The sequence below is a fragment of the Parashewanella curva genome (assembly GCF_003675895.1).
Taxonomy (GTDB): Bacteria; Pseudomonadota; Gammaproteobacteria; order Enterobacterales; family Shewanellaceae; genus Parashewanella; species Parashewanella curva.
In genome coordinates, this window is record NZ_ML014758.1 from 25823 (window position 1) to 43426 (window position 17604).

General features: G+C 43.7%; 16 protein-coding genes. All 16 read left to right on the forward strand.

The annotated features are described in order from the left end of the window. Positions 1-6: 6 nt before the first annotated feature. The 16 genes from D5018_RS03925 to D5018_RS04000 all read left to right on the forward strand — a co-directional run bounded on the left by D5018_RS03925 (position 7) and on the right by D5018_RS04000 (position 17602). A complete protein-coding gene (locus D5018_RS03925; RefSeq protein ID WP_121837696.1) occupies positions 7-1485 on the forward strand; it encodes a phage portal protein in 1479 nt (492 codons plus the stop codon). Beyond that, on the forward strand, positions 1478-3547 hold the full coding sequence (locus D5018_RS03930) for a ClpP-like prohead protease/major capsid protein fusion protein (protein ID WP_243637374.1): 2070 nt from the start codon (positions 1478-1480) through the stop codon (positions 3545-3547). Before D5018_RS03925 ends, D5018_RS03930 begins: the two co-directional genes overlap by 8 nt. A gap of 83 nt (positions 3548-3630) precedes the next feature. Continuing rightward, positions 3631-3951: a DUF2190 family protein gene (locus D5018_RS03935; protein WP_121837698.1), complete on the forward strand. Its 321-nt coding sequence runs from the start codon at positions 3631-3633 to the stop codon at positions 3949-3951. Next, entirely contained in the window at positions 3944-4258 is a 315-nt protein-coding gene (locus D5018_RS03940) for a hypothetical protein (RefSeq protein ID WP_121837700.1), read from the forward strand. The genes D5018_RS03935 and D5018_RS03940 overlap by 8 nt, the downstream gene beginning before the upstream one ends. 2 nt (positions 4259-4260) lie before the next feature. Next, positions 4261-4809 carry a hypothetical protein gene (locus tag D5018_RS03945; RefSeq protein ID WP_121837703.1) on the forward strand — a complete coding sequence of 183 codons (549 nt, stop codon included), beginning with the start codon at positions 4261-4263 and terminating at the stop codon, positions 4807-4809. A gap of 2 nt (positions 4810-4811) precedes the next feature. After that, positions 4812-5246: a hypothetical protein gene (locus D5018_RS03950; RefSeq protein WP_121837704.1), complete on the forward strand. Its 435-nt coding sequence runs from the start codon at positions 4812-4814 to the stop codon at positions 5244-5246. After that, complete coding sequence (locus tag D5018_RS03955) at positions 5243-5968, forward strand: phage tail tube protein (RefSeq protein ID WP_121837705.1); 726 nt, start codon at positions 5243-5245, stop codon at positions 5966-5968. Before D5018_RS03950 ends, D5018_RS03955 begins: the two co-directional genes overlap by 4 nt. A gap of 136 nt (positions 5969-6104) precedes the next feature. Next, positions 6105-9569: a tape measure protein gene (locus D5018_RS03960; RefSeq protein ID WP_121837706.1), complete on the forward strand. Its 3465-nt coding sequence runs from the start codon at positions 6105-6107 to the stop codon at positions 9567-9569. A gap of 1 nt (position 9570) precedes the next feature. Continuing rightward, positions 9571-9951: a hypothetical protein gene (locus D5018_RS03965; protein ID WP_243637375.1), complete on the forward strand. Its 381-nt coding sequence runs from the start codon at positions 9571-9573 to the stop codon at positions 9949-9951. 128 nt (positions 9952-10079) lie between these two features. After that, on the forward strand, positions 10080-12476 hold the full coding sequence (locus D5018_RS03970) for a hypothetical protein (protein WP_121837707.1): 2397 nt from the start codon (positions 10080-10082) through the stop codon (positions 12474-12476). A 10-nt stretch (positions 12477-12486) separates the two neighbouring features. Beyond that, a complete protein-coding gene (locus D5018_RS03975; protein WP_121837708.1) occupies positions 12487-13476 on the forward strand; it encodes a hypothetical protein in 990 nt (329 codons plus the stop codon). Next, a complete protein-coding gene (locus D5018_RS03980) occupies positions 13469-14125 on the forward strand; it encodes a hypothetical protein (RefSeq protein ID WP_121837709.1) in 657 nt (218 codons plus the stop codon). Before D5018_RS03975 ends, D5018_RS03980 begins: the two co-directional genes overlap by 8 nt. Beyond that, positions 14125-15906, forward strand: coding sequence for a hypothetical protein (locus tag D5018_RS03985; RefSeq protein ID WP_121837710.1), 1782 nt, complete (start codon positions 14125-14127; stop codon positions 15904-15906). The genes D5018_RS03980 and D5018_RS03985 overlap by 1 nt, the downstream gene beginning before the upstream one ends. A gap of 9 nt (positions 15907-15915) precedes the next feature. Continuing rightward, a complete protein-coding gene (locus D5018_RS03990) occupies positions 15916-16128 on the forward strand; it encodes a hypothetical protein (RefSeq protein ID WP_121837711.1) in 213 nt (70 codons plus the stop codon). 2 nt (positions 16129-16130) lie between these two features. Next, entirely contained in the window at positions 16131-16505 is a 375-nt protein-coding gene (locus D5018_RS03995; protein WP_121837712.1) for a hypothetical protein, read from the forward strand. Further along, the gene (locus D5018_RS04000; protein WP_121837713.1) at positions 16496-17602 is read left to right on the forward strand and encodes a collagen-like domain-containing protein; all 1107 of its coding nucleotides are present in this window, start codon (positions 16496-16498) and stop codon (positions 17600-17602) included. Before D5018_RS03995 ends, D5018_RS04000 begins: the two co-directional genes overlap by 10 nt. The last annotated feature ends 2 nt before the right edge of the window (positions 17603-17604 follow it).

Consider the following 17604-nt stretch of genomic DNA (forward strand, 5'->3'; position numbering starts at 1 on the left):
TGATCCATGAGCTTACTTAATAACGCAATTGCTTTTATTTCACCTTCATGGGCATTAAAGCGAGAAGTCGCACGTAACGGCTACGAAACTATAAAAGGTTATGAAGCCGCAAAGAAAAGCCGAACCCATAAAGCCAATCGTGAAAGCCGTGGCGCAAATCAAGCGGTATTTGCCGCAGGTAAGAGCCTACGTGAACAAGCCCGTTGGTTAGATGAAAATCACGATATCAGCATTGGCATACTTGATCACCTTGAAGCTCGAATCGTAGGTGCCAATGGCATTGTCATTGAGCCACAGCCCAAAGACCATAATGGCGAAATACTGAGTAACTTAGCTAACGACATTCAACGCCGTTTTGCTAATTGGTCACTAAACCCAGAGGTAACAGGCCGTTACACTCGCCCTGAATTAGAGCGCCTAGTGTTACGCACCGCATTACGTGATGGTGAGGGCTTTGGTCAGCATGTCATGGGGCGCATTGCTAAATTCAAACACCCGAACCCACAAGGTACGCCATACAGTATTGAAGCGTTAGAGCCTGACTTTATCCCTTTTGAACTCAACGAGCCCTCAAAAGGTATTCGTCAAGGATTAGAAACGAACGCTTGGCGACAAGTGACGCATTACCATGTGTTACTGGATCATCCTGCCGATGTGGTGGGGTTTCGTCATAAAACCAAGAAAATCCGCGCTGAAAACATGCTCCATCTTGGTGTGTTTAAACGCTTGCACCAATTACGGGGCATTAGCTTATTTCACGGCATCATCACTCGCCTTGCAGATATTAAAGAATATGAAGAGTCAGAACGAGTGGCCGCTCGTATCAGTGCCGCCTTAGCCTTTGTTATTCGTAGAGGTGGAGCTGATGATTGGCAAGCAAAAGAAGGTTCAGACGATACCAGCATTAATTTTCAGCCGGGCATGACTACCACATTACAACCGGGTGAAGACATTGACACGGTAGAAAGCAAACGACCAAACACCCACTTAACCGAATTTCGCCAAGGGCAATTAAAAGCCGTTTCCGCAGGTAGCCGCACAGGTTACTCACCCATTGCGCGTGATTACAACGGCAGCTATTCAAGCCAACGCCAAGAGTTGGTTGAGCAAGATGAATCAAACCAAATTATGCAGCAATGGTTTACCGCTGGTTGGGTGCGTCCTGTATTCCGTAAATGGTTGCAAATGGAACAACTCAACAAAATTAACCCGTTAATTTTACCGCCAGAACTCGACATCGATACCTTATTCGATGCCGTTTACTTTGGTCCAACTATGCCATGGATTGACCCTGATAAAGAATCCAAATCATGGGAACGCCAAATTAAAGGCAATGCAGCATCGGAAACAGAGTGGATAAGAGCGCGTGGCAAAAACCCGAATGAAGTGAAAAAGCAGCGTAAGCGCGAAGTAGATTACAACCGCGAAAACGGGCTGGTCACACAAAACGACCCCGAATTACAAAATGGAGACTCGAATGAGTAAGAAAAGCTTATTAGCGGTGGCGTGTGCCAGTGGCATGTTGTTTTCACCTCAAGCCAGCATTAACAACGAATCAGCCCCTAAAAAAAGCTGGTACCAGCTTAAAAACCAAGGTGGCAACGTTGAGCTAATGATTTATGACGAAATCGGCGGTTGGGGCATCAGTGCCCAACAGTTTGCTCGTGAACTCAGCAATCTTGGCAAAGTTACCCAAATCACCGCCCGTATTCATTCCCCAGGTGGTGATGTGTTTGAAGGTATGGCGATTTACAACCTGTTAAAAGGTCACCCAGCGCATAAGGTTTGTCACATTGACGGCCTAGCCGCATCAATGGCATCGGTGATTGCCATGGCCTTTGATGAAGTCATCATGCCAGCCAACGCCATGATGATGGTGCATAAACCATGGGGCGGCACCATTGGTGATGCTGATGAAATGCGTAAATACGCTGACTTGCTAGATAAGGTGGAAAGCACACTGATCAGTGCTTACCAAACCAAAACGGGCATGGACGAAACCGAATTACAAAGCCTATTAGCCGAGGAAACATGGCTAACAGGTAGCGAAGCCGTTGAAAAAGGCTTTGCCGATACTCTTTCCGAACCGCTGCAAATGGCTGCGGCACTTAACTCAAAACGACTGAAGGACTTTGAAAATATGCCTGAAGCACTGAAAAATCTGTTTGCACCGCAAGGTAATGCGCCTGTAAACAATCCGCCTGCAGCTAACCCTCAAGGTAACGTTGCAGATCCACAACCAGCACCTGCAGCTCCTGCAGCAACGGTTCAACCAACGCATGAGCAAATTGCAGCGGCAAACAAACAGCGCATTGATGGCATCAACGCTGCGTTTAAAGGGTTCGACAACTTAACCGAACTTAAAAACGAATGTATTGCGAATGCTGATATTGATGCAGCCGCAGCGAAAGATAAGATCTTAGCTAAGTTAGGTGAAGGTGCAGCCCCTGCAGCATCACAACCACAAAGCACCATCATTCATGCTGGTAACGGCAACTTAGTCGGTGATTCTATCCGCGCTCATTTATTAACGCGTGCTGGTCACCAGAAAGCTGAAAAAGACAACCAGTTTAGTAGCTTTAACCTAATGGAAATGGCTAGAGCTTCATTAACTGAGCGTGGTATTTCTAGCCATGGCATGAATAAGATGGAAATGGTCGGTAAGGCATTTACTCATTCATCTTCTGATTTCGGTCAAATCTTGTTAGATGTGGCAAACAAATCGGTATTGATGGGATGGGAAAAGGCAAATGAAACCTTTGAGTTGTGGACTAAAAAAGGTGAGCTAAGTGACTTTAAACCAACGCGTCGAGTTGGTTTAGGTGAATTCTCATCTTTACCAGAAGTTCCTGAAGGTGCAGAGTACACTTACGGAACAATTGGAGATCATGGCGCAAACATTACCCTAGCGTCATACGGTAAGTTGTTCTCTATTACTCGTCAGGCCATCATTAATGATGACCTCAATATGCTGAAAGATATCCCTATGAAAATGGGTGCCGCAGCGAAAGCAACCATTGCAGATCTTGTTTATGAGCTTTTAACTGGTAATGCAAAATGGGTAGATGGTAAACCATTGTTCCATGCAGACCATAATAACCTGACATCAGGTGAACATAGTGTTGAAAACTATGGTATCGCGGCTGAGTTAATGGAAACTCAAACAGGGCATGGTGAAGATGGTCGAGATCTTAATATCATGCCTGAGTTCCTAATCTGTCACCCAAGTAAAAAGCGCTTAGCAACGCAAATCATTAAGTCATCTTCTGTCAAAGGGGCGGATGCGAACAGCGGAATTTACAACCCTGTTCAAGACTTCGCCACGGTGATTTCTGAAGCAAGACTTAAAGCAGCTAAAGATGCCTACTACTTGTCAGCAGCTCAAGGAACTGACACTATCGAAGTGGCATACCTTGATGGTATCGATACGCCATACATTGAGCAGCAAGAAGGGTTCAATGTTGATGGTGTATCAACCAAGGTCCGTATGGACGCAGGTGTTGCAGCACTAGATTTCCGTGGTTTAGTGAAGTCTACTGGTAAATAATCCAGCCAAATACAATCAAAGGCACTCAATCGGGTGCCTTTTTTGTTATCTGAATTCAAATCCTTAAACATAGGAATAGAAGCATGAAAAATTATGTTCAGGCTGGTGACACCATCAGCTTTAGCCGCAGTGCGGCAACAAAAAGCGGTGATGCGATTGCCCTTGGTAGTGTCATTGCTGTGTCAGTGGGTGACTTTTCCGCTAATGTACCTGGTGTTGGCCACACTGATGGCGTGTATAAACTGCCTAAAGTGGCGGCTGATGATATTACCCAAGGTGCAAAAGTGTACCTTAAGTCAGACGGTAACATTACAACAACTGACAGCGGTAACACGTTAGCCGGTTATGCTTGGGAAGCGGCTGGCAATGGTGTTGAAGAGGTTGAAGTTAAGATCAATGCTTAACTTAAACTTTGACCTTTCAGCAAGGCGAAACCACAAGATTGAGCAAGCTATTAAAAAGCATGGTCGGCCTTGTGTGTTTTACCCTGTTGAGGGAAAAGAGTTTGACCGCACCGTTAACATTGCGCCCTCGACGCGTGATCGCAGCGTTGAATATGTCACTTCGCCTTATACGGTGGCAGAGTTCATCAAAAGTGAGGGTAGCATTCAATCAGACGATAGATTTTTGATTGATGGAACGATGTATAAGCTCACTGAGGTGTTTAGCGCCGATGCTCACAGCGTCAGCTTTATGTATGTTGAGGTGTAGCTGTGGGCTATTTAGAGAAAAAGGGACTCGCTCAAGTTCAACAAGAACTGCAGCGCATGCGCAAAGCTCAAGCCCCTGCGATTACTCAAGCGGTAAAGTCAGCCGCAGAGTACGGTGAAAAGTTAGCAATTGATGCCATTTTTAATCAATATGGTTTTAAGTCCCGTTCTTATGTTGAGCAAAACTTTGGCTTAAGTTTTAACCCTAAAAGCTTCGAAGGTCGTATCTTTGCCCGTTATCGTCCCAGTACCTTAACTCGCTTTAATCATTCTAAAGCTCAACAAATCTCAAGGAAACGCAACAGCGGCTACAAGATAGCCGTCACTCGAAATAAACCTGTGTTGTTTCGTGGTGCCTTTACTGTGCTTGGTCGTAACGGTAACCAGCTGATTTTCTCCCGTAAAAAAGGGGATAACTCTTGGAGAAGCCTAAGAGGTCAAAAGTCATTATATGGTCCATCGGTTTCCGCGAGCTTTGGTTACTTGCGTGAAGAAATCGAACCCAAAATCATTCGTCACTTGCGTGATAAGTACCGAAAAGGATTAGGTTAATCATGATCCAAAACATCATTGATCGCCTGAAAGGCATTAAAGACTTCAAGGTAAAAGAGGGCTTTTATCAGCAAGGAACAACTGCGCATCGGTTTATTTTCATTCAACCAGATACCAGTGATGAAAAAGCCAATAGCGGTAAAGAACTCAGCTTTGAAACCATCAGATTACAAATAGTTGCTGGCATCGCTGTCAATAAGACCGATACCCCAACAGCGGAGTTAATCAATGTTGTTCGTGATATCAGAGAGCGTTTTTACAAAGACGAAACCAGAAATTTAATCCCCAGCTGGTTACAGCTAGATGAACACAAAATCCTCAAATTCAAAGAAGTTGATGTGTGCAAATTCATCATGCCGGAAAGTCATGAAACTCATGGCTTAGCGGTGTTAACCCTTGAAATCCAAAATACTCATTCATTCGGAGAAAGAATATGAGCGAAACAGTAACCGAGAGTTACATCGGCAACGGCATTGTCTATGTCGATGGTCGTGATGTTGGCAACGCATCAAGCGTTAACATCGAAATTGAACAAGAAACCAAAGCACAACCTAACTATCGTGGTGGTGGTGGTAATGTGGCAGAAGTAACTAAGGTGAATTCGGTTAAGTTGTCCATGACCTTAAGCGACTTCTCAAACGAAAACTTGGCGTTAGCTTTGCGCGGTAAGGTAGAAACCTTAACTCAGGACACAGTAACCGATGAAGTTATCACCACTAAACACGGTATTTTGGTTGAAACGGCCAAAATGATTGACATTGCTCAAACCGTGACGGTTAAGCCAGAGTCAGGTTCAACGACTCCTTTTGTTGAAAACACTGATTATGTACTGAGCTCAGCTGGTATTCGTGTGTTAAGCACTGGCGGTATTGCTGATGGCGCTAAGGTTAAAGTTTCTTACAAATCTGTTGCAGGTAGTGCACTGCAAGCGTTATCTGAATCAGGTAAAGAAGTGCGTGTGGTGATTGACGGTATCAACGATGCAACCGGCAAACGTTGGACACTTAAACTCTTTAAGTGGAAGCCGAGCCCAACCTCTGGCCTTGACTTAATTGGTGATGACTTCGGTGCCTTTGATGTTGAAGGTGGCGTGTTAGCCGATCAAAGCATTGTTGCCGCTGGCAAGTCTAAGTTCTTTGTCCGTAGCGCGGCACAATAACTTGATCAATATTGTTATTCCTGTTTTATAAGTTTGTCATTCCCGCGTAGGCGGGAATCCAGTGACTTAAAAAACCAAGCCCACTCTAACCAGTGGGCTTTTTATTTTGCTTTCCTGTGCTTGTTAAAGGTGAACCATGGCGTTTAAAGATCAAGTTGTTAATTTCATCATTAAAGGCCGAGACTTATTTTCATCGGTAGCCAAAAAGTCTGAAAAGGCATTGGCACAACTGGCAAACGAAAGTGAAACCCTCAATGAACGCCTAGAAGAACTGGGCGACCTCGACAAAGCGGTTAACTCGTTTGATGAGTTAAGCCGCACCATCACCAAAAGTGAAAAAGCCTTTCTTGATAATTCCGTTGCCCTGGATAAATTACGCAGCGAACAACGTCAAGCCGCTAAAGATCTCAAAGCCCTAGAAACTGCGCAAAAGAAAGCCAATGCGTCCGTTGATGGCATCGAGAAAGAATACAAGCAAGCTCAAACCGCGTTGTCTGGTTACGAAACCGAAATCAAGCAAGCAGAACAGGCCATTGCCCGTTTAAGTGCGGAGCAAGAAAAAGGCGGTAAAGCCAGCAAAGCACAAACTCAAGCCCTTGCTAAAGCGAAAACCGATCTGCAAGGCTTAACCGCTGCCCAAGCCAAAGCCGAAAACAACACTCGTCAATTTGCGTTAGAGCTAGACAAGCAACGTCGTGTTTTGGTTGAAAGTAATGTTGCCGTTGATAAAGCAGCGAAAGCCAAAGCCGAACTAGGGCTTAAAAGCAAAACGGCCAGCAGTGAATTAACCAAGCTTGGTAATAGCATCAACCGCAATAAATCCAAGCTAAAAACCTATACTGACCAAATCACCAAAGCTGGGTTTGATACAGGCAAATTGGCTGATGCCAGCCGTGAATTAAAACAACAACAAGCCGCTGGTGAATCGGCATTAACGGGTGTAAATAAAAAACTCGCTCGTCATAATCGCTTGTTGTCTCAATCCAGCAAATCAGCCAAAGATTTTAACGGCTCTATTGGTTCGGCCACTTCGTCATTGTTGGCAATGGCAGGGGCTTACATTGGGGTTGATCGCCTTTGGGAAAGTTTAAAAGGTGTGCTTACGGTTGGCGACCAAATGCGCGCCTTCCGCGAGCAAATGACCGCCGCTATGGGGTCAATTGCTGAGGGTGAACGGGCTACCGCTTGGATTAAAGAATTCGCCAATGATACAGGCTCAAAGCTCGACACTATTAAAGAAGCCTTTGTTCGGTTAAAAGCGTTTGGTCTTGATCCCATGCAAGGCTCATTACAATCGTTAGTGGATTACAACACTAAGTTAGGCGGCAGTCAGGAAAAGCTCGAAGGGATCATTCTTGCTGTCGGTCAAGCATGGGCAAAACAAAAGCTGCAAGGTGAAGAAATCTTGCAATTGGTTGATCGTGGCGTACCTGTTTGGGATTTGCTTGAAAAAGTTACAGGTAAAAACGTTGTTCAACTGCAAAAGTTATCTGAGCAAGGTCAGCTAGGTCGTGAAACGATTAAATTGTTATTTGATGAAATGGGGCGGCAGGCTAAAGGCCAAGCGTCAAAAAGCCTTGACCGTTTATCTGGTCAAGTCAATGTACTCATCAATAAATGGCAAGATTTTCAAGAGAAGATTGCTGAATCAGGTGCGCTAGATGTTGCTATTGAAGCGTTAAAGGAGTTAAACGCCAAGTTTGATGAACTTAACCAGAACGGCAAAATCAAACAAGCCGCACAAGATATCAGTGATTTCTTTTCCGCTATCATCAAAGACGGTGGCGAATCGTTAAAAGGTACGCTTGAAAACATCACCGCCTTTACTAAAGCCCTGAGTATAACATCGGCTTCAATTCGCATTGCTTGGAATGGCATCACCGCTGGAATATCTACCGTGGCAGGTGTTGTCACCGCTGCGTTTGCCAAAATGGGTGAAGTCTATACCAAGTTTTTAAACTTGATTGGCGCTGACGAACTCGCCAAGAAGATGGAGTATCAGGTCGGTGCGCTAAAAGCCATTTCAGAAGGGTACAAACAGCAAGTTCAACAAGATGGCGAAGACATTCGCAAAGCTTGGCAAGTGATTGCCGGTGAAAGTGAACGCAGTAGCCAACGCATTAAAAAAGCCACAAACTCTACATCAGAGTCAATTAAAAAAGCATCTCAAACTGTTACAGATGCAATGAGCGCTCAAAAATCCGAAGCCAAAGCACTTGAGTTGGCAATGGAAAAGGCGGGCATTAAAACTATTAGTGTTCTTAAAGAGCAAGCAAGTGCAGCTAAAGATACCTATACAAAAGCAAAACAAGCGTTAGAACAAAATTTAATTACACAAGAGCAATTCAATGAAGCGTTCTTAAAATACGCTGAATTGCAGGTACAAGTAGCAGCAGCTACAGATGAAGCCGTAGATAAGAAGTTATTTGAAGAAGCGGCTAATTTAAAGCTATCGGCAAGCTTGTCACAAATTATTGAAAAAACGCTTAAGTTAAAGGAAGTTCAAAAAGGACAAGCTGACAACAACGACAAAATAAAAGATAGTGTCGGAAAGGTCGGTAAAGAGTATGGCAAGCTTGGCGTAAAAGTTAAAAAGAACAATGATGTCATCAAAAGAAGCGCCTTAGAAACTCAGGCTAACGTTCAAGCTGTTGCGACTGCCTTTACTGGTTATCTGCAGAACGTCACCAATCGTGTTGCGAAATATGGTGAAAAAGCGAAACAATACTTTAGAAGTATCATCAATAATGACTTTTTCAATTACAAAGCAAAAAGCCAAGTTGAGGAACTTGATGAAAAGTTAAAAAACGTCAATAAACGCATCGAGTATTTCTTTCAAAAAGCACAAGACCCTCGCACCTCTGCTATTTCAAGAATGGCGAGACAATGGCAAGTTGCCGCAGGTAAAGCCGAGCGATTGTATCTACAGCAACAAAAAAGCATGGTCGGTATTATCAATGATCTTGAAGACGTAGATTATGTCAATGTTCGAATGATAGAAAGGGCAGAACAAGCGTCTAAAAGTTTCAGCATCTTAAACAATCAAGATCTAAGCCGTTTAACGAATGCTATTGATGCTGCTAAAAATAAAATGAATGAGTTGAAGCAGAGTGCAAAAGAGACTGTTTCTTCTATTCAAGATGAATTAGACGAGTTTGAAGGTCGCCAAGCCGATATTGAAAGAAGAAGATATGAGCAAGAGCTTGCATCGCTTCGCGCTAAACTCGAAGCCGCTAAGGTGACAGGTGATAAAAACCTCATTGCTGATTTAAAAAGAGCGGAGTCAAATTTAAAGAAAATCTACGAGTACCGTAAAGACGAATTAGAAAGGCAACAAGCTCAAGACCAACAGCAACAAAAACAACGTCAGCAGCAACAAGTAAAGCGTGATCAAGAGCGAGAACGTCAGCAGAAAGTTCAACTTACTCCACGTAACCCCAATACAATCAATCAACCACCTAGAGCTGTTTCAAGTGCGCCAGTACAACGAGCAGAATTAACCCTTGTTGTAGGGAATCAGCGTTTTCAGTTAGAAACCAAAAACAGCATCTTGCAAGAGCTATTACAAGAAATTGAACGTCAAAAATCAGTAGGAGGGTGATGTGTCAGATACGGTAATCGATACCATCAAACCAGAAATGCAGCAGTTGCTTTGGTTAAATCGGGACAGCGAACCCGTTGTGGCCGCCAATGTGACTCGCTCATTAAATGGTGCGCCCCATATTCAGCAAACGGTGATCAATCACGGTCGAAAAGTCATTTTAGGCACTAAAGATAGTGGCATGGATAAAGATGATTTCAACGCCTTAAAAACCCACAGCAAAACCAAGCTAACTGAATTTGATTTACAAGTCGAAGGGCAAACCCTATCTGTTATTTGGGATCACACACAAGGACCAGCAGTAACCGGTGAAGATCCCTTTGACCAAGTGGGCGGCTTTGAGATGAAAACCAACGTCACCCTAAGATTTCTAACGGTATAACTTATTCGTCATACCTGCAATATTTACGTCATACCTGCGAAGGCAGGTATCCAGCGTCTTTTGACGAAACAATGAAGTCGCTAGTCTCCTGCCTACGCAGGAGTGACGGCAACAAGTAGAGACTGAACATGACCATCACAAGATACAACTTAAAGATTTTTAAACCAGAGCAGTTAGGCTCTAACGATGAAGCAGGCGGTCAGCGTACTCGTAATGTTGTGCAATCGGGTAAGTTGAATGAGCTATTTCCTGCGATTTCAGACATCGACCACGCGCAATCAGCCATTGATTTTGCCAAGTGTTACCCTGCACTGGATACACAAGACACCTCAACCTTGCTCGATGCCCATACTTTTATCAGTCGCGCACCGAATGATCCATTAGTGTCGTTAATGCTGGTTGAATCCGACAAGCTGAATGATGCTGACCGATTACCAGAAATGAAAGAGATTTTAGAATCATCAGTAACCGCTGGTCAGTTATTACGTGAAGGCTTAGCAGGCTTTGTGGCTGGTCAAGATTCGTTTTCTCGCTCGTTTTTACAAACCGTTTATTCTTTCAATAACCGTGATTATTACAACAATGTGCGCCTTGAAAAAGGTGCTATCATTGCTATCTCTGTTGAATACAGCGGCAATGAAGACGGGGAATACCCACGGTTTACTCATTATGCTCAATTAACATCAGACAATAATGTTGGTGCGCGTGATGGCTCCGTCACCTTTACACCTCCCGTTCCTTTTAAAACGCCAGATGCTGATGTTACCATTAATGGTGACGACCGTTGCACTAAATTGCGCTATGTAAACAGCCAGCCCGATAAGCTTAAGTTTCATGGTGTCAGTAAGTTAACCGAAAAAGCTAGCGGTAAGGTATTAAAAGTCAAAAATACAAAAGGTGATTTATTACCTGCCGTTAATACCGTATCGGAGAGCACAGATAACGCTATCACTCTTGAAAACGAAAATGGCGATACCTCCTATGTTACTCGTAGAACGATAAAACAGGCAACTAATAACAGTTCGACTTATATCTTTAACATTGATGATCTTCTTACCAGTGAGATTGAAGTCGGCGTAAGTCTTGCCCCGCAGGTAAAAGGTTATTTGCGCCCAACCATTCGTTTATCGGGTTCTTCGGTTGTTGTAACTTATAGCAGCCCACCGCCTGAAGGCTTTATTTCTTTAGAATATGTTTCATCATCTCGTTATAGCGTCTATCAAAAAGATGGCAACTTCCCAGCTAACAAAAAAATAACGCGCGGTACGATAAAAGCTAAATTCGGCACACAAAACCTACTTGAAAGAGATGGAAAGTTATATTCGTTTGATAATTTGAGACAAGTGGAACGAGCAACCATCAATTACGAAACGGGCGAAATCAGCAATTCAGCGATTGAATGGCTTGCCCTAATCGAAAACAAAACCGTACAAACAGAGAACTCAGTCGAATTCGCGCTCAGTGTACGTAACCCGATTTTAGATACCTTTTATGTGCGAGTGAGTACCACCGCTGATGTATTACTGTCGGCCAGTGCCAATGCCGCTGGTGTGATTACGGGTACCAATGTCAATGGCACCATTGAAAACGGCCTAGTTTCGTTAACCTTTGGTGCAGCCGTTGACCTAACCACTTTACGCTACGACATATCAGAAAGCGTGAGACTGTTGCCGCCTGCTGAATTATACGGCTTAAACCCACTGCGTATTCCCAACGGTGGGCAAGTACCCATATTCGCCGCATGGGAAACAGTTTCTATTCAGCACAGCCAAAACCAAGTGGTAAGCAACCCACAGGTTAACCAAGAACTCACCATTCGAGATGGTGCAAGGTTTGTCGATATCACCGACTCAACAGGCAAAAGCTTATGGACGGTAGATAACCAGCACTTTCAAGTTGACCTTGATAACAACAAAGTCATTATCAAAAGCACTTTTGCCGACTTTACTGCCCCCTTTGTATTAACCGATACCCTTGGCGAACTGGCGTTAGTGACTCAAGTGGGTAGCAACACATTAACCCTTGCCAGTAACCTAAGCCGTGAATATCCAGCTAACAGTGATGTGTCCAGTGTGCAAGTGATTGGCGATTTACAGGCTCGTGTCGGCAAAGTGCGAGATATGACGGCTTGGAACAACAATTGGGACAAAGATGGCGCACCCGCCACCGCTAATTTAAACGTGGTGAGTTTCCCAATCGAAGTAGACAACGAAACCGCTGTAAACGAAGAGTGGGTATTAATCTTCACCTCAGCCACTGCATTCCGTTGTGTCGGTGAGCGCATTGGTCAAGTAGCAACGGGTGACACAGTTAACGACTTCGCCCCAGTCAACCCATTAACCAATAAGCCCTTCTTTATTATCAGAAAGGGCGCATTCGGTGGCGGCTGGAATGCTGGTGAAGCGGTTCGATTTAATACTGTGGCTTCAGCTCAGCCAATAATGGCACTGCGCACCACCCAAGCAGGCCACAGCCAAGTGGACGATGACAAAGCCATCATCGCATTTCGCGGAAACGAATCTTAAGGAGAAAAACATGCCATTACCAGTAACCGTATATCGTTGGGATGATGATCAGGCTCCACAAATTTTAAGCGGCAACACTTCAGAAGTACTCAATGTGTTAAAAAAATGCTTGGTGGAAGGCTATGGAGACAAACAGCCTTTAGGTTGGACAGTCGCCTTTGAAGAGACTGGCGCAGCCCCAAAAATAGCCTTTCGTAATGACACCACAAAAGGCGGCAGTGGTAGCTATGGCATATTTAAAGGCCGAAATGCAACCGATGACGATCAAGGCGTTGAGTGCCAAGCAGCCATGAGTATGACAAGCTTTGATGATTTACTTCTTGCTGGGAATAAGCAGGGGTTTAGGGTCATTAAGAAAAACAATCAATATGATACTGATAAGTGGATATTGATTGGTACTGCTGTGGGTTTTTACTTTTTTGGTGATTACCTTGATAAATATAGCAATGCAATCATAAAGCCTTTAGCTGGATTATATTGTGGTGACTTAAAAACTTCACTAAATGGAGATGTAGGTCGATTTATTTGTGTTTCTCACTTTATATCGAAAACACCATTATATCCAACTGGCACAGATGGTACAAAATGGCATGGGAGTATTAACTATTTACAAGATGCTACTTCTTCTGAGCTATCTGGTATCGAACTATTATTGCCACAAACTGACGGTGTTAAACTCATAAAATATTCTGTTATCAACAGAGCAAAGGAAGTATTTTCTACAGATCCCTTATCAAAGACAACAATATTGCATTCCTTACCTGTAGTAGCTAAGGATAATGAAGTTGATTCTGATAACACGGAATCAAAACAAAGTTTGAAAGCTCCTTGGTTTCGCGGTGAGTTTCCAGGATTGTTTTTATCTGAGTTTGTATTTGATAAAGAGTTACTGTGGCCTGCCACTATTAATATGATCGGCGGAAGTTATTTCTTATTAAGAAACCCTGATAAGAATAATGGCTCCCTAATGCTAATAAAGTTGGGGGAGTGGGATGTCTAATCTATTTACAGGCAATGTATCACCTGAGGGCTTTTTCTCTGAAGGTAGTATAACGTACCATCAGGCAGCAGGGACTAAAACATCACTACCTATACCAGTTAGATTTTTTGAAAAAATAACAATAAAACCCGTTGGTGGAACCTCCACAAGAGCAAGGACAATAGAAATACTAAGAGACGGTAGCAAGCGGTGGTATGGTAATTTTAGTGTCAGTGATGCTGCTCCCATGACTGAAATTACTTACATCCCCAGAGAAGATGTCGCATTCATTCAAGTCTATTATAAAAACGTCAACGATACAGCGACAGGTTTATTCGTTGTAGGAGTTGGTAATACTTATACTGAAGGAGTCGTAAACCTTCTACAGAAAGATTCATTTTTAACAAAGTTAGCATCATTAAATGAACCTATTTACCGTGGAACGTTGGAGTTAGATTTAGACCAAAAGTCTGAACGTTACTGGGTTCTAGATAGAAAAACATCTCAACTTATTTACCATGGAGCAACCAAACACTACCTGCCAGTCGTTGTCCCTGAAAAATACGCTAAAACCGACAAGCTATGTGTATTAATGTTTGATGATTCAGGCGAGTTTAATATTGCTGCTGCGGATAATGTTGAAGCTACTTTATTTGATGCGAACGAGTAATGACAGTCCAGCTTACATTCACTACACCATTAGCAGATTACACTTACCCACTACAACTTCGGTTTGGTGGCAGTGTTCCTCAACCTGAACCTCCCATTAAAGATGGCTCAATTGGTATCGAGGTCGGGACGCTTTGGACAAGTACTACAGCCATAGAAGAACAAACCACAGTGCAAAGTGGTTCTGATGCTATCGGCCAGCAAGTTGAGTTTAATTGGAATTCTGCAAAGTCAATTAAGCAGCAAGTCGCCAGTGCTTGGCATAAAGGCGAATTGCTCAATAACTCAATCGATTCTATTTGGTCGTTAATCGCCCTTACTCATAATCAAATCAAAGTGGTTTGGATTAGGGGAAATATTGAGTATTCACAAACTAAAGTGGATTGGGTAAAAGGTCAGGTACTGGAAAAAACATTGCAATCTGATTGGGTGGTGAATTCAGAATATCTTGAACACACAGACCAAGTGAATTGGATACTGGGTAACAAGCTTAATCAAATAATCGTAAGCCGTTATAACTCGTTTGAGTATCGCACTAATGACCATGACATTAACTGGGGACCTCATGCCAGCCGTTGGATCTGTTCTACCAAATACCGTCCACCTGTAGACGGCAAAGTAAAACTGGAATTTAAAGAGCCATTTGCAACCAGCCCAAGCCCGATTCAACTTAGGTTCACACCATCACCAAATTATTGTTACTTCGATGATGGCGGCGGCTTAATCGACTCTAACCCAGTATTACCACCGATTGATTTTAAGTTACCAATCGAGCCACAAATTAGAAGGAGCTACCTAATGCAGCCGACACTTGAATGCGTTCGGGTATCTGACAACAAAGTCATTGTATTAAGCGGTGTGTCGCTGTCTCATGCTCGTGGGCAATATGCGTGGTCCATTCGTGCCGATTTCAGCAGCCAATTAGACGCAAAAAACGCTGAAAATCAATTGCTAAAACTCACCATCAACGGCTATGAGTTTTTTGCTTTTTGTGAGCAATGCAGTGTTAGCCGCAGCTTTAACCAAACAAGGCATTCAGCTACAGGCCGCAGCCGTGTCGCTGAGTTAGCGTTACCGCATCAACGACCCATTAGTTACAACAACACGGTAGACCGCAGTTTTGCAGGCGCAGTCAGTGACATTTTACAAAACAGTGGCTGGTCAGCTGATGTGTCAGCGATTAATGATTTTACCATTCCAGCCGGTGCATTAAGTTTAAGCCAAGTGTCACCTATTGAAGCCGTTAATCAAATGGCAGGGCAGCTAGGATGCATGCTGGAATGTGATGATGAAAAGCGCACCATTAAAGTGTTACCAAAATTCCCAACAACACCTTGGAATTTTAACGATGCCACCGTTGATGTGAGCTTGCATGAGTCGGTGATCACGAATCATTCTGAAACCGAACAAATCAATAAACTGTGTAATGCTTGTTGGGTTCGTGGTGAGCAGTTTGGCGTTAGTGCAAAAGTAAAACGCACTGGCAGTGCTGGTGATGTGCCTGCCGCTGATATTAATCAGCCTTTGATTGTGCATAACTCAGCTGCACAATTAGCGGGTACTCATGCCATTGCTGAAACAGGCCGTAAGCGTAATCACTCCATTACCGTTCCTATTATGAATGATTTACCACCATTAAAAAGCGGTATGTTGTTAGGTGTGGCGTTAGATGGTCGCACGTTTAAAGCCACTATTAACAGCGTCAACATCGATGTGCGCATTGGTGACAATGCCGCCATTACGGTATCGCAAACCGTTAATGCCATTGAGCCACTAGAGTAGGATCTCAATATGCTTCAACAATTAAAACAATCTTTGGGTTCACAAAGACAAATATTAAAAGTCACTCAGTCGCACAGTGACGGCACAGTCTCAGCCGTTTCGCCTAGCGGTCATGGTGTGAGAGTGATTGGCTCAGGCTCAGTGAACAGTCATATTTATGTGCAAGATGGTCGAGTATTAGGCACTGCCCCAGATTTACCCCATTCAGATATCGAGGTTTAATCATGGATTTAGAATATACCGAAATACCCGTTGTAGAGACAAAACTCAAAGCGGGTGAGCGCTGGCGTGTTAAAGGTAAAGTGTTGAAGCCGAACTCTGATGAACTGCAAGATTTAACGCCTTATACCGCTAAAATGGAATTTCGTGTTGAATCTACTCGCCAGTTGTTAACCACCCTAACCCATGAAGAGGGCATTAAGTTATTGAATGCTTCAGGTGATCATAATTACGAGATTGATTTATCCAGCTTACGCAGCCTGAAATTTAACGATGTAAAAGAAGTAGTCGCGGATTTGTTTCTGTTTAATGGCGAAACCGCCTATCCAATCCTAGATGTGCATTTTGAAATCACTCGGAGCCATACTACATGGAATTAGTGACTCGATTAAATGACTCACCCAAAGCATTAGAGCCAACAAAGTTATCTCAGCCGTTAGTGGTTCAAACCATTGAGGTTAATATCCCAACAGGTGATGGTCGTTCTATTACTCAAATTGGGCTCACTGTCGATCTAAAACTGCAGTTTACTTTTAGTGATGGTCAGCTGATCACCTCTGGTGAACCCTTTCCTACTCCTGAAAAGGGCGATAAGGGTGATCGTGGTAACGATGGTCAAAATGGCACTGATGGCACTGACGGTAAAAACGCTTATCAACTAGCTGTTGATAATGGTTATTCTGGTTCACTTTCTCAATGGTTGCTTTCTCTTGTCGGAGCAGCAGGCCAAGACGGTGCTAAAGGTGACAAGGGGGATAAAGGTGATCGCGGTAACGATGGTTCAAATGGTGTTAACGGCACTGATGGCAAAAGCGCTTATCAATTAGCGGTTGACAGTGGTTATTCTGGTTCACTTTCTCAATGGTTGCTTTCTCTTGTTGGTGCCGCAGGCCAAGATGGTGTAAAAGGTGACAAGGGCGATAAGGGTGATCGCGGTAACGATGGTCAAAATGGTACTAACGGCATTGATGGTGATGACGGCAAAAGCGCTTATCAGATTTGGTTAGATGCAGGTAACTCAGGTTCAGAAGCTGACTTTATTGCATCGTTAAAAGGTCAACGTGGCGTTGATGGTGCCGCAGGCCAAGATGGTGCAAAAGGTGATAAGGGCGATAAAGGTGATCGTGGTAACGATGGTCAAAACGGTGCTAATGGCACAAACGGCAACGATGGCGATGACGGCAAAAGCGCTTATCAAATTTGGTTAGATGCGGGTAACTCAGGAACCCAAGCGGATTTCCTTGCATCACTGAAAGGTGAAAAAGGCGATAAGGGCGATTCGGGTACAGGTGGCGGTGGTGGCAGTAGTTTTTTAACCATCACTGAAACCGACCTTAATCATTCTGACTTCATTTTCTATGGCGGCACTGATGCCAACAGCGTGTTTAAAATCAACCGCTATTCAAAAGCCAATCCAACACAACGAACCCAAGCTACTGGCGCATGGGCTGATCGTTTAACTCTTTCATACAGCTAGGG

Coding starts and splice junctions, on each gene's coding strand:
- D5018_RS03925 (WP_121837696.1), top strand. CDS start 7: ATGAGCTTACTTAATAACGCAATTGCTTTTATTTCACCTTCATGGGCA.
- D5018_RS03930 (WP_243637374.1), top strand. CDS start 1,478: ATGAGTAAGAAAAGCTTATTAGCGGTGGCGTGTGCCAGTGGCATGTTG.
- D5018_RS03935 (WP_121837698.1), top strand. CDS start 3,631: ATGAAAAATTATGTTCAGGCTGGTGACACCATCAGCTTTAGCCGCAGT.
- D5018_RS03940 (WP_121837700.1), top strand. CDS start 3,944: ATGCTTAACTTAAACTTTGACCTTTCAGCAAGGCGAAACCACAAGATT.
- D5018_RS03950 (WP_121837704.1), top strand. CDS start 4,812: ATGATCCAAAACATCATTGATCGCCTGAAAGGCATTAAAGACTTCAAG.
- D5018_RS03955 (WP_121837705.1), top strand. CDS start 5,243: ATGAGCGAAACAGTAACCGAGAGTTACATCGGCAACGGCATTGTCTAT.
- D5018_RS03960 (WP_121837706.1), top strand. CDS start 6,105: ATGGCGTTTAAAGATCAAGTTGTTAATTTCATCATTAAAGGCCGAGAC.
- D5018_RS03970 (WP_121837707.1), top strand. CDS start 10,080: ATGACCATCACAAGATACAACTTAAAGATTTTTAAACCAGAGCAGTTA.
- D5018_RS03975 (WP_121837708.1), top strand. CDS start 12,487: ATGCCATTACCAGTAACCGTATATCGTTGGGATGATGATCAGGCTCCA.
- D5018_RS03980 (WP_121837709.1), top strand. CDS start 13,469: ATGTCTAATCTATTTACAGGCAATGTATCACCTGAGGGCTTTTTCTCT.
- D5018_RS03985 (WP_121837710.1), top strand. CDS start 14,125: ATGACAGTCCAGCTTACATTCACTACACCATTAGCAGATTACACTTAC.
- D5018_RS03990 (WP_121837711.1), top strand. CDS start 15,916: ATGCTTCAACAATTAAAACAATCTTTGGGTTCACAAAGACAAATATTA.
- D5018_RS03995 (WP_121837712.1), top strand. CDS start 16,131: ATGGATTTAGAATATACCGAAATACCCGTTGTAGAGACAAAACTCAAA.
- D5018_RS04000 (WP_121837713.1), top strand. CDS start 16,496: ATGGAATTAGTGACTCGATTAAATGACTCACCCAAAGCATTAGAGCCA.